A 12109-nucleotide genomic window follows, 5' to 3' on the forward strand; every position below is an offset into this window, starting at 1 on the left:
CAGGCGGGCGGGGCAGTCCGTCCGGCGAGTGCGGAGCTACGCCACGCAGCAACTTCCCGAAATCCAGATAAAAGCATCCGAAACGTTCGATGGATTGGAAAAGTGAATTTTGCTGCCCGATGACCCAGTTCTTTTGTGCTGACTTCAAACGGTCACCGAACTGGAACCTGCGTGCAACGCAAGGCGGCTAGCGGCCCCAGCGCAGAACTACTGCGCATGAGGGGTACTACATAATGCGTCTTGGACTTATCCTGCTCGCCGGCACCGCGCTTTCCGCCAGCGCTCCCGCGCTCGCCCAGGAGCAGGCCGCTCCTGCCGCCGAGGACGCGGGCACTTCGCCTGAAATCGTCGTGTTCGGCCAGGGCCAGACCCGCCAGGTCCAGCAGCTGTCGAATGCCGACATCGCCATCCTCGCCGCCGGGTCCAGCCCGCTGAAGGCGGTCGAGAAGCTGCCCAGCGTCAACTTCCAGTCGGCCGATCCGTTCGGCGCCTACGAATGGTCGACGCGCATCACCATCCGCGGCTTCAACCAGAACCAGCTCGGCTTCACGCTCGATGGCATTCCGCTGGGCGACATGAGCTATGGCAACTACAACGGCCTGCACATCAGCCGCGCCATCAGCCCCGAAAACATCGCCTCGACCACGGTCAGCCAGGGTTCGGGTTCGATCGACACGCAGTCGACGAACAACCTTGGCGGCACGCTCGAATTCACCTCGATGGACCCGGCCGCGATGCTCGGCACCGCCAACCAGGCGCTGGACTTCAACGCCACCGCCGGTTCCGACAACACCTATCGCGGCTTCGTCCGTGGCGCGATCGGCAAGGCCGACGCCGCGCGCATCATGGCCTCGTTCGCCTATGGCACCGCCGACAAGTGGAAGGGCGATGGCAAGCAGCGCCAGTGGGCCGTCAACGCCAAGGCGATCGTGCCGGTGGGCAACGTCGATTTCGAAGGCTTCTTCAGCCACTCCGACCGCGCCGAGCAGGATTATCAGGACCTCAGCCTCGAGATGATCAATCGTCTCGGGTACGATTGGGACAACTTCGGTCCGGCAAATTATCAGCTCGCGCTTCAGGTTGCCGATATCGCTGCCAACCGGGGCGACAGCGGCACCACCCCGCTCAACCCGGCCGCCGGAACCACCTATCCGGGCAAGATCAAGTCGGTCGACGATGCCTACTACGATGCCTCGGGCCTGCGTCGTGACACGCTCGCCTCGATCGGGCTGAAGGCGCCGATCGGCGAGAACGTCACTTTCAAGCTCAAGACCTACCTGCACAAGAACGAAGGCCAGGGCACTTGGGGCACGCCCTATGTCAACAGCCCGACCGGCGTGCCGATGGCCGTGCGTACCACCGAATACGACATCGACCGCAAGGGCGTGTTCGGCAGCCTCGCCTTCGACGTCGCCTTCAACAAGCTGACCGTCGGCGCCTGGTACGAAAACAACGATTTCGAGCAGGCACGCCGGTTCTACGCTTACGCAAGCCGCTCGAACCCGGGGCGCGACCACCTGAAGTTCATGCGCAATCCTTTCTTCACGCAGTGGGACATCGCCTTCAACACGAAGACCTACCAGTACTTCGTCGAAGACGAGATCAAGCTGGGTGATGCGACGATCAGCCTGGGCTGGAAGGGCTTCAAGGTCGATAACAAGGCGCGCGCCATTGTCGCGGGTGGCCGCACCGTGGGCGATCTTTCGACCAAGGACTGGTTCCAGCCGCATGCGGGCGTGAACTACAGGTTCGGTGGCGGGGTTGAAGCCTTCGCCGGGTTCACGCAGGTGACCCGCGCCTTCGCGTCGGCCACCACGGCGGGCCCGTTCTCTTCGACACAAGCCGGGTTCGATGCGATCAAGCCCTACCTCAAGCCCGAACAGTCGGACACGTACGAATTGGGCCTGCGCGTTACCGAAGGCGCGTTCCGCGGGGTGCTTGGCGCCTACCACGTCGATTTCCGCAACCGCCTGCTGACAATCGCGACCTCGGTCGGCATCGTCGGTGCGGCGAACGCGCTGCAGAACGTTGGCAACGTGCGTGCACAGGGCATCGAGGCGAGCGGCGAATACAGGTTCGACTTCGGTCTCTCGCTGTTCGCCTCGTACAGCTACAACGACAACACCTACCGCGATAACGTCGTCGTCCGCGACAGCGCCGGCAATGTCACCAGCACGGTGCTGACCCGGGGCAAGACGGTGGTGGATTCGCCCAAGCATCTGGCCCATGCCGAAATCGCCTACGACAGTACTTCGGTGTTCGGCCGGATCAGCGTGAACTACATGTCGAAGCGGTATTTCACCTACACCAACGATCTCGTCACGGCGGGTGATGGCAAGGGCTTCGTGCCCAGCCGCGCGCTGGTCGATGCCGCGATCGGCTATCGCTTCGATGCGGGCCTGCGCCAGCCGCTCGAAATCCAGGCCAACGTCACCAACCTGTTCGACAAGCGCTACATCGCCACGATCGGATCGAACGGCTTTGGCAACATCGGCGACAACCAGACCTTCCTGGCCGGCGCGCCGCGCCAGGTGTTCGTCACGTTGAAGGCTGGCTTCTGATGCGTCACAAGGAAGCGATGAACCATCGTCTCATCGATCGTCGCCTCCTCAAGAGCGCCGCGCTGCTTTGCAGCGCGGCGTTTCTTGTTGCCCCGGGGCTGTCTCTCGCGCGTCCCGTCCTGATGATCTCGATCGACGGGCTGCGTCCCGGCGACGTGCTTGAAGCGGACAAGCGCGGGCTCAAGGTGCCCAACCTTCGCCGCATGGTGAAGGAAGGCGTTTCGGCCACGGGCGTCACCGGCGTGCTGCCGACGCTGACCTATCCCAGCCACACCACGCTGATCACCGGCGTCGCACCCGCAACACACGGCATCGTCAGCAACACCACGTTCGATCCCAGGCAGATCAACTATGGCGGCTGGTACTGGTATGCGCAGGACCAGAAGGCGCGCACGCTGTGGGACGCGGCGCACGATGCCGGGCTGACCACCGCCAACGTGCACTGGCCGGTCAGCGTCGCGGCGAAGTCGTTGACGTGGAACCTGCCGCAGATCTGGCGCTCGGGCCACGAGGATGACGCCAAGCTGGTCAAGGCGCTCTCGACCGAGGGCTTGGTGGATGAACTCGAACACGATTGCGCCGGCCCTTATGCCCAGGGCATCGACGAATCCGCCGATGGCGATGAAAACCGGGCGCGGTTCGCGGCCGCGCTGATCGCGCGGCACAAGCCCGGATTCATCACCGTCTACCTTGCCGGGCTGGACCACCAGGAACATACCACGGGTCCCGGCTCGCCAGAGGCGAATGCCGTGCTCGAACGGCTGGATGCGCTGGTCGGACGCCTGCGCGATGCCGAACTCGCCGCGCATCCCGACGCCGCGATCGCGCTGGTCAGCGACCACGGCTTCGCCGCCACCGATACCGAAGTGAACTTCTTCCGGGCCTTCATCGATGCCGGGCTGATCACCCTGGATACCGATGGCAAGGTCACCGGATGGGATGCGATGCCGTGGAGCTCGGGCGGCTCGGTCGCCATCGTGCTGGCGCGGCGTGACGATGCGGGGCTGAAGGACAAGGTGCGGGCGCAAGTCGCCAAGCTCGCCGCCGATCCGCAGGCGCGCATCGCGACGGTGATCGAGGGGCCGGCGATCGCAGCGGCGGGCGGCAATCCGCAGGCCGACTTCTATCTCGACTTGCGCCCCGGCGCCGTTGCCTCGCCCTTTGCGGGCGCTTCTGCACCCTTCGTCCGGCCCGCCCGGGTCAAGGGCATGCACGGATACTTCCCCGGTCTTGCCGACATGCGATCGACGTTCCTGCTGACGGGCAAGGGAATCGCGGGCGGTGGTAGCCTTGGCGAAGTGGACATGCGCGCGATCGCTCCGACTCTGGCGCAGCTGATGGGCGCAAGCCTTCCCGATGCGCAATCCCGGCCGCTCGACTTAAGTAAAGTGGCTGTCAAAAACATGAAATAAAAATGTCATAATTGAAATCGTTCCGGCGGGGTTCCAATATTTTTTCATCGGAATTCCGCCGTAGTCCGTTGAATGGTCACGGGACGGTCAACAGTCGGCAAAGAATGCTGCGATTTTCTTCGCCGTATGTAACACAACTGTCTTTGGCTGCGCCTAGTTGGGCCTCACCCGAGGGGGGAATTAACTCCTCGCAAGTGAGGGAACCATGACTTTCAATCACCAGATTCGCGCCGGCCTGCTGGTCGGAGCGGGCGCCATCGCGCTCGCCGCCAGCCCCGCATTCGCCCAGTCCTCGATCTCCGTCGCGCCTGCCGATGAACAGGCTGCCGACGTTTCGGGTGGTACGGGCAGCAACTCGGGCCTGACCGAAATCGTCGTCACCGCGACCAAGCGTGAAACCAACCTCCAGAAGACCCCGATCTCGATCTCGGTCATGGGCGCCGAAACGATCAAGGAACGCAAGGTCCAGAGCTTGCTCGACCTGGCCGACGGCGGCGTGCCTTCGCTGCGCGTGGCGACCTTCGAAGCCCGCCAGTCGGCGCTGACCATCGGCATCCGCGGCATCGTTCCGCTCGACGCCAACCAGCCCGCCCGCGAACAGGGCGTCGGTGTCTACATCGACGGCGTGTACCTAGGTCGCCAGCACGGCCTCAACACCGGCCTGTTCGACATCGAGCGCGTCGAAGTGCTCAAGGGGCCGCAGGGCACCCTGTTCGGCCGCAACACCGAAGGCGGCGCGCTGTCGCTCGTCTCGAAGACGCCGACCGGCGAATTCGGTGGCAGCATCGATGGCGGCGTGGGCAACATCGGTTCGCGCAACGCCGCGCTGCACTTGAACCTGCCCAAGTTCGCCGGCTTCTCGATCAAGCTCGACGGCGTGTACCAGCACCAGGACGCGATCACGAAGAACCCGCTCGCCGATCAGGCCGGCTGGGGCTACTTCAACCGCAAGGGCTTCCGCGCCGCCGTGCGCTGGCAGCCGGTCGACGGCGTGACCAACGATTTTTCGTATGACGTTGCCCGCGACGAGAACACCCCGTTCTACAGCCAGCTGCTGAACTACAACCCGAACAACTGCCTGAGCGGCGGCACCAACAAGGCGCCGATCGCCATTCCCAGCGGCAGCACCTGCGTGACGCCGGGCACCGCCTTCACCGGCACGCAGGGCACGATCAAGCCGCTCGCCCCCGGCATCGTCGTCAATGGCAACAGCCTGATGCGCACCGCCGACATCGGCGTTCCCCAGCGCAACAGCGTGGACAAGACCCACGGCTTCACCAACGTGCTGAAGTGGAAGGTCTCGCCCGAAATCGAACTGCGTTCGATCACCGCATGGCGCGGCGTCGACGTGCAGCAGTGGGATAACTCGGGCGGTGCGCACCGCGTGCCGGTCATCAACTACACCACGGCTTGCACGGACGCCTCGCCCTGCGCGTTCAGCCGCTACAGCCTGGCCGACCTGCGCCAGCGTCAGTTCAGCCAGGAATTCCAGGCTGTCGGCACCGTGGGTTCGGTCGATTACGTCGCCGGTCTGTACTACTTCAACGAACACGTCAGCGACGACGCGGCGACGCCGAACTCGATGGGCGCGGTCTATGTTTCGCCGACCGAAGCCAAGTACGTGACCATCCCGTTCTGCACCGGCAGCACACCCGCCTTCGTCGGCAAGGCTGTCAACGGCTGCTCGATCGACCGCGCCTCGCAGGTCACGTCGAAGAGCTACGCGGTCTACGGCCAGGCCACCTGGAACGCCACCGAAGCGCTGCACATCACGCTTGGCGGCCGCTACACCTGGGACGAAAAGCAGGGCGATCTGACCTGGTCGCGCAACATCAACTACGCCGTGAACACCGCCGCGGCGGCCGCCAACGGGTACCAGCGCCTCGACAAGAAGTGGCGCCGTTTCAACCCGATGGCGACGGTTGCCTATGACTTCAACGACGATGTCCACGGCTACGTCAAGTATTCGACCGGCTACCGTGCCGGCGGTGCCAGCTCGCGCACCTCGAACTACCAGGCGTTCAACCCGGAAGACGTGAAGAACTACGAAGTCGGCCTGAAGGCTGACCTGTTCAACCGTCATGCCCGCATCAACCTTGCCGCCTACATGATGGACCGCAAGGGCAGCCAGGTCGACCTTTCGACCATCCAGCCGACGGCGACGGGCAACTTCAACAACCTCGTCACCTTCAATGCCCCCGGCACCACCAAGATCCGCGGCATCGAGGCGGACCTGACGATCAAGCCGATCGAAGGCCTGAAGATCGACCTGTCCTACGCCTATACCTACACCGACATCCCTGCGGTGCCGGTGACGTATCGGGAATTCACTTCGGCCGGCGTCGCGACCGGCAACAGCACCACGGTGCTGCAGAAGTTCTACATCGTCTACACCCCGCGCAACGCCGCGAGCGCCGCGATCGACTACGAGTTCCCGCAGATCCTCGGCGGTGCCCGTCCGAAGTTCCACATCGACGCGAACTATTCGCAGGCGACGCAGAGCTTCGACCAGTTCGCGACGAAGGCCGATGCCAGCTTCATCGTCAACGCGCGCCTTTCGCTGCTCGACATCGGTCTTGGCGGCAACGCCAACAAGATGAACATCGGCGTGTGGAGCCGTAACCTGTTCAACAACCAGCTGGTCTATCGCCGCGACCCGTCGAACAGCCTGCCCGCCGTTCAGTCGACCGCAGCCAGCGGCGTGCCGAACGTTGTGGTGATCGGCAACAACGGCAACATCCTGGGTGACTACGGCAACTTCAACATGCCGCGCACCTTCGGCATCGACGCTTCGATCAAGTTCTGATCGAAAGGTCCGGCCGGCTCACCGGCTGGCCGGGCCCACCAAGTTCCACCCTGAGACTGGCGGCGGCAGGAGCGATCCTGTCGCCGCTTTTTCGTGATGAAGGGGTGTCCAAGTTGACAAAGTTGACAGACTTCTAAAGCAAAACTGCATTTTCCAGCCGGTGGCGCGCGCTGGCCGTGCAAGTGATTGATTGACTTGGCTTCAAGGAGCGGGGCGCGCAGATTTAGCGCCAGTCCGGGTTGTAGGACAGTCTTCCCGGGATCAGGACATTGCAAGTTGCGTATGCAACAGGGTATCTGCTCTTGGGTCGAGGTGGCGGCTGAGGGGGCAAGAACGGTGCTTCGACAAGCTCAGCACGGGCGGGTGGAATACTGATGTCGAGCCAGGCCCCGCGTGGGTGCGGTTCAGGCGGCGCGCAGGCCTTGGCGGTGCTGGGCGATGATCTTTTCGTAGCTGGCGAACAGCTCGGCGAAGTGATCGTCCATGGTGCGCGGGGGCGGTAGGTCAGCGCGGGGACCAGCGAGGCCCGCAAGCCGCTGGGTGGCGTAATCGACCACCGCATCGGCGGCGGCGGCGGCATCGGCGCTTTCGTAGATGAAACCGCCGGAGGCGCGCGCCTGGTCGGCGGCCCCGCCTTCGTCGGGCGCGATCAAGGGCAGCCCGCTGGCGCGCGCTTCGGCAGCGACCATGCAGAAGGTTTCGGCCTCGCAACCGTGGATCAGGGCATCGGCGCTGGCCATGACGCGGGCGAGCTCGGCGCGCTCGGTGATCGGGGCGAGGATGCGGATGTGCGGGTTTTCGCCAATCTTGCGCTCGATCGCCTTGCGATCGCGCCCTTGTCCGGCGAGCACCATGCCGACCGGGGTGCGGGTGCCCGCCGCCGTTACCGCTTCCACCAGCATCGGCCAGCGCTTTTCAGGCGCGAAGCGGCCGACGCCCAGCAGCAGCGTGGCTTCGGGCGGCAGGTCGGCCATGGCGAGCATGCCGGCGCGCAAGCCTTCATCGCGCAGCGCGGGCGAAAACACGCCGGGATCGACGCCCATCGGATTGGTGACGACGCGGGTGAGGCCCCCGGCCGCGAGCCGGTCGCTCAACCCCTGGCTGGCGCTGACGATCATGTCGTAGCGGGTGTCGAGCCGGAGCAGGTGCTGCCAGTAGCGATCGAACAGGGTGTCGATGGTGGGGCGCGTGGCGATCGGATCGAGCCAGCGGTAGGCATAGGCCGACAGCGGATCGGCATGCATGATCAGCGCGCGTGGCGCGGCGCCGGGCCAATCGGCGATGACCGAAGCGCTGCGCCAGGGTGAGGAGGCTTCGATGAAATCGGGCTGTTCGCGATCGAGCGCGGCATAGAGCCCGGGAATGTCGGAGAAGTAGCGGTAGTTGAAATCGAGCGGGAACAGCGTGGATTTCAGCCAGACGATCCGGGCGTTGGGGCCGCGATGTTCGACATGATCGCGGCTGCCGGGCGCGATGACGACGACTTCGTGCCCCATGGCCGCACCGGCCTTGAGCTTGCGATCCACGTACGTGCGCACGCCGCCGCCCTTGGGCGCATAGAACGCGCAGACATCGACAAGTTTCATAGAGCTGGCTCAGCTCCTCGTGATCGGTCCCACCGATGCGAGGCCGTTACGGTAATTCAGCACGATGCGCAACGGGGTGGGGCCGTTGCCGGCCTGCGCGGCCACGCTGCGGGCCTTGGGCTTGGACCAGCCGAGCTTGGGATTGCCCGAAAAGCCGATGCCATCGCGAGTCCAGTTGAACTTGCGGTTGCCGTCGCGATCGTGAAGCAGCGTCACCGCGTAGGTGCCGGGGCCGGGCAGGCGCACGCACAGGCGCGGCACGGCGGCGGACGGGGTGGCGACTTCCACGCGGCGGAACGTCTTGCCCGCCATGATCAGCACGTTGTCATCGGCCAGGAAGTCGTTGTCGTTATCGGGATAGACTTCGAGCTTGAGGCTGCCGGTGTGATCCTTGAGGCCGACGACTTCGACCATGAACGAGGGCCCGCTTTCGCCCGGGCGGCACTGGCCTTCTGCCTTGCCCAGGTCCGGCGTCGAGCGCAGCGGACCGTTGCCGAGCAGGAGCGGCGCGGCGGCAGCTGCCAGCAGCGCAGGGGCGGCGGCGAGGAAGAGCGGGCGGATGGTCATGCGGTTCGTTCCCTTGCGGCGAGATCGATCAGCAGCAGGACGATGAAGATCGCCACGTGCATCGATATCGTCAGCATCGAAAGCATAGCGATCATGACTCCGGTCTTAACCTGCGCGCCCACGAGCAGCGCGGTGACCCCGGCAAAGGCGATATCCTTGTTGGGCAGGAAGGGCAGGCGCGAGAGCAGCAGGCGCACGGTGGAGAGCAGCAGCCAGGAACTGAGCGGCGCTTCGGGCAGGATCAGCGCCCAGGTGAGCGCGGTGAGCCCGGTCTTGAGCACGATGCGGCCGCAGTGTACCCCGAACACGAACCACAGATCGCGCGCAGGCAGGCTGAACAGGCCGTTGCGGAAGAACATGATCACCGCCGAGGTGGTGAGCACCAGCCCCAGCGAGGCAGCCATGACATTGGCGCTGACGCCAAGGCCCAGCGTGCCGATCACCGGCCAGGTCAGCACCAGCATGATCACGGTCATTATATTGCCGGCAAGGGCGGAGAGGATGGCGACGTCCTTGACCGCTCCGAAGGGCGAGCCCTCCATCTTCACGTGGCGGCGCGCCCAGTCGTAGAAGTAGACTTCACCGATGTAGCCGAGCAGCAGTTCGTTGCCGACCAGCTTCTTCAGCAGCGGCAGGATCCCGGTGTAGGGGATCTGCCACAGCCGGCGGAAGATCATGAAATCGCCGAGCGGGCTGAGGAAATAGCTGATCAGGAACACCAGCCAGATCAACGGGTTGGTGGGGAGGATCGACTGGACGATGCCCCAGTTGAGCTTGCGCAGTTCGATCAGCACCGCGATCAGGATCGCGGCGGAGATCGCAGGCCCCAGGTAGCCGCCCCATTTGCGGAGCAAAGACTGGGCGGGCTCGGCCGCAGCAGGCAGCGGCGGCTGGACGATCGAGGAGTCGGACATCGAATCGGACCTTTAGCGGAACTGGAAGCGCGGTGCGCGCGAAAGCGCCGCCGATGGACCGAGGTCCTCCATCGCCCGCAGGTAGCGGTGGGCAGCTAAATCTACGGTGAACCGGCGGGCTTCGGCACGGGCGGCCTCGGCCTGGAACGGGTGGTCGAGCACGGTGTCCATCGCCTGGGCCAGCGCCTGCGGATCGCGCGGGGGCACCAGTGCGCCGAAGCGGCCGTGGCCCAGCAGCGAGGCCATCGACACGCTGCAATCGGTGGCGACGACAGGGATTCCGGCGGCATAGGCCTGAAGCACGACGGTGGGCAGGCCTTCGTAATCGGACGAAAGCACCAGCGCATCGGCGCGGGCGAGTTCGTCGTCGAGCGGGAAGGTGTGGCCGGGCAGGTGGACCCGCTCGGCGATGCCGAGGCGCGCGGCGCGCGCTTCGAGCGCGGCGCGCTGCGGGCCTTCGCCGCAGATCGTCAGGCGGTCACCGGCGCGCGCGATGCGGGCGAAAGCGTCGAGCAGGCCGAGGAAATTCTTCTGCGGCGCCAGCCGGCCGATCGCGAGGAAGCGGCGGGCGGGGCCGGGATGCGCCGGGCGGGGCAGGGCGGCGAGGTGTTCGAGCTCCGCATTGGACAGGGCGGGATTGTCGATCACCGGCACCTTGTCGGGCAAGACGCCCATCATCTCGGTGATCTCCTGGGCCATGGCCGGCGCGATGGCGACGATGCGGTCGAGCCGGCGGCCCTGGATGCGCAGCCACAGGCGATAGAACGGCATGGCGATGCGCGGCAGATCGGGGCGCATCAGGTCGTTGCTGATCTTGGCGACGATCGGCGGGCAGCGGCGGCCCAGCAGCAGCTTCATCGCGACCGAGACGACGGTGTAGGAATTGCCCGCGCAGAACAGCACGTCGGGACGGTGGCGGCGGATCGCGCCGGGCAGGCTGGCGATCATCCACAGCGTTTCGAGCGGGCCGGTGATGCCCGCACGATCGAGCACTTCGTAGGCAAGGCCCGGCCATTCGGACCGCATCGCGCCCTGTTCGCGGCCCATGACGAGGCGGGCGTCGGCGCCCTGTTCCACCCACGCGCTGTGCAGGCGCAGCGCGACGCGCTCGACCCCACCCGGCTCGAAGCTGTGCAGGAACGTCAGCACGCGCAGACCGCGTGACGCCGGAAGTTCTTCGCGAGCCATCGGTCCCCGTCCGCGCCTCAGCCCGAGGACCCGAGCGCGGCGTAGCGCGCCGGCGCGTGGCTGCGGACGAAGCGGGCAAGCGTGCGGTCGATGCTGTCCATCAGGGCGGGCACCGTAGTGTCGCCGGGGTGGACGGCAAGTCGCAGCGTCGGCAGCGCGAGCGGCAGCGCCGTGCGGGCCAGGCGTGCGAAGGCGAGCGAACTGGCGATGCGGCCCTTGCTGCGGCTGGCCCAGGTGACGACCGGGCCGCGCGCGACGACTTCGCCGGTGGTGGGGCGCCACACCTTCATGTGGTCTTCGGCAAGCGGCAGGCCGAGGGCGCGCAGCGCGGCGTGGGCGCCTTCGCCATAGAGCCAGGCGGGGGCGATGAAGCCGGTGACCGGGCGGCCGAGGATGTCTTCCAGCAGGTCGCGCCCTTCGCGCATGCGCACCAGCGCTTCGGACGGGGGCAGGTTGAGGAATTCGCCTTCGCCCGCGGTCATGTGCTTGCCCTTGAACCCGGCGAGCCCTTCCGTGGCGGGCGTTTCGTCGCGATGGGACCAGCCGTGCAGGAACATCTCGATACCGGCATCGGCCCAGCCGCGCAGGCGCGTGGCGAACACGGCGTTGCCGGCGATCGGGGCTTCGCGCCAATGATCGGGGATCACCAGCATGGCGAAGCGGGCGGGGCCGGTGTGCCGCTCGATCAATTCGGCAAGGCGATCGACCTGGCTTTCCGAGCGCGGCGAGACGTCGTGGATCGAAACCAGAAGGCGCCGCTTGTCGCTGTGTGCAGGGGACGGTGAGGCCGTTCGATCCAAGTTTCGACTATCCGCATGACGGGACTTTTCCCGGCGCTCTGGCGCGTTGGCGTCAGGTGGCGGGGGCGGTCCGATCTTTCAAGTGCCGGAAAAAGGCCCATGCCGGCCGAAGCCTGTGATGCGGCGCGTGCTGCAGGGGTGTGCGTTCCCGGTTCCGTCGCGCGGCCTGTCGCAAGGGGGCCAATTTTGCAACGATTATTTGTGCCGCTCGGTCTGGCGAGGATACCGCGCGGGTGGTCGCAAGTTCATTGTCTATCGCAAAGGTAGATATATGT

The 12109-nt window shown here is 65.6% G+C and carries 8 protein-coding genes; 3 read left to right on the top strand and 5 right to left on the bottom strand.

Going from position 1 to position 12109, the window contains the following annotated elements:
- Positions 1 to 233 precede the first annotated feature (233 nt).
- From AACH40_RS04505 to AACH40_RS04515, 3 genes are all read left to right on the top strand, one after another.
- Entirely contained in the window at positions 234 to 2561 is a 2328-nt protein-coding gene (locus AACH40_RS04505) for a TonB-dependent receptor (RefSeq protein WP_338644357.1), read from the top strand.
- Between the two features lie 17 nt (positions 2562 to 2578).
- Positions 2579 to 3973 (top strand): ectonucleotide pyrophosphatase/phosphodiesterase, encoded by a 1395-nt coding sequence (locus AACH40_RS04510; RefSeq protein ID WP_338644358.1) that lies wholly within the window; start codon positions 2579 to 2581, stop codon positions 3971 to 3973.
- Positions 3974 to 4178: 205 nt separating this feature from the next.
- Positions 4179 to 6779, top strand: coding sequence for a TonB-dependent receptor (locus tag AACH40_RS04515; protein WP_338644359.1), 2601 nt, complete (start codon positions 4179 to 4181; stop codon positions 6777 to 6779).
- Positions 6780 to 7183: 404 nt separating this feature from the next.
- On the opposite strand, the gene AACH40_RS04520 is transcribed toward AACH40_RS04515, so the two are convergent.
- The 5 genes from AACH40_RS04520 to AACH40_RS04540 are packed head-to-tail and all read right to left on the bottom strand — an operon-like array spanning position 7184 to position 11834.
- A complete protein-coding gene (locus AACH40_RS04520) occupies positions 7184 to 8365 on the bottom strand; it encodes a glycosyltransferase (RefSeq protein ID WP_338644360.1) in 1182 nt (393 codons plus the stop codon).
- 9 nt (positions 8366 to 8374) lie between these two features.
- Positions 8375 to 8932: a DUF2141 domain-containing protein gene (locus tag AACH40_RS04525; RefSeq protein WP_169492483.1), complete on the bottom strand. Its 558-nt coding sequence runs from the start codon at positions 8930 to 8932 to the stop codon at positions 8375 to 8377.
- Positions 8929 to 9846, bottom strand: a complete 918-nt coding sequence (locus tag AACH40_RS04530; protein ID WP_240959415.1) for a hypothetical protein — start codon at positions 9844 to 9846, stop codon at positions 8929 to 8931. The genes AACH40_RS04525 and AACH40_RS04530 overlap by 4 nt, the downstream gene beginning before the upstream one ends.
- A 12-nt stretch (positions 9847 to 9858) precedes the next feature.
- The gene (locus AACH40_RS04535; protein WP_338644361.1) at positions 9859 to 11034 is read right to left on the bottom strand and encodes a glycosyltransferase; all 1176 of its coding nucleotides are present in this window, start codon (positions 11032 to 11034) and stop codon (positions 9859 to 9861) included.
- Between the two features lie 17 nt (positions 11035 to 11051).
- Positions 11052 to 11834 (bottom strand): polysaccharide deacetylase family protein, encoded by a 783-nt coding sequence (locus AACH40_RS04540; RefSeq protein ID WP_338644362.1) that lies wholly within the window; start codon positions 11832 to 11834, stop codon positions 11052 to 11054.
- Positions 11835 to 12109: the final 275 nt, after the last annotated feature.

Origin of the sequence: Novosphingobium olei (assembly GCF_037076535.1) — a bacterium.
GTDB lineage: Bacteria > Pseudomonadota > Alphaproteobacteria > Sphingomonadales > Sphingomonadaceae > Novosphingobium > Novosphingobium olei.

What these genes read in the sequence shown, in the direction of transcription:
- AACH40_RS04535 (WP_338644361.1), bottom strand. Translation starts at nt 11,034, where the DNA reads ATGGCTCGCGAAGAACTTCCGGCGTCACGCGGTCTGCGCGTGCTGACG.
- AACH40_RS04510 (WP_338644358.1), top strand. Translation starts at nt 2,579, where the DNA reads ATGAACCATCGTCTCATCGATCGTCGCCTCCTCAAGAGCGCCGCGCTG.
- AACH40_RS04530 (WP_240959415.1), bottom strand. Translation starts at nt 9,846, where the DNA reads ATGTCCGACTCCTCGATCGTCCAGCCGCCGCTGCCTGCTGCGGCCGAG.
- AACH40_RS04520 (WP_338644360.1), bottom strand. Translation starts at nt 8,365, where the DNA reads ATGAAACTTGTCGATGTCTGCGCGTTCTATGCGCCCAAGGGCGGCGGC.
- AACH40_RS04505 (WP_338644357.1), top strand. Translation starts at nt 234, where the DNA reads ATGCGTCTTGGACTTATCCTGCTCGCCGGCACCGCGCTTTCCGCCAGC.
- AACH40_RS04515 (WP_338644359.1), top strand. Translation starts at nt 4,179, where the DNA reads ATGACTTTCAATCACCAGATTCGCGCCGGCCTGCTGGTCGGAGCGGGC.
- AACH40_RS04525 (WP_169492483.1), bottom strand. Translation starts at nt 8,932, where the DNA reads ATGACCATCCGCCCGCTCTTCCTCGCCGCCGCCCCTGCGCTGCTGGCA.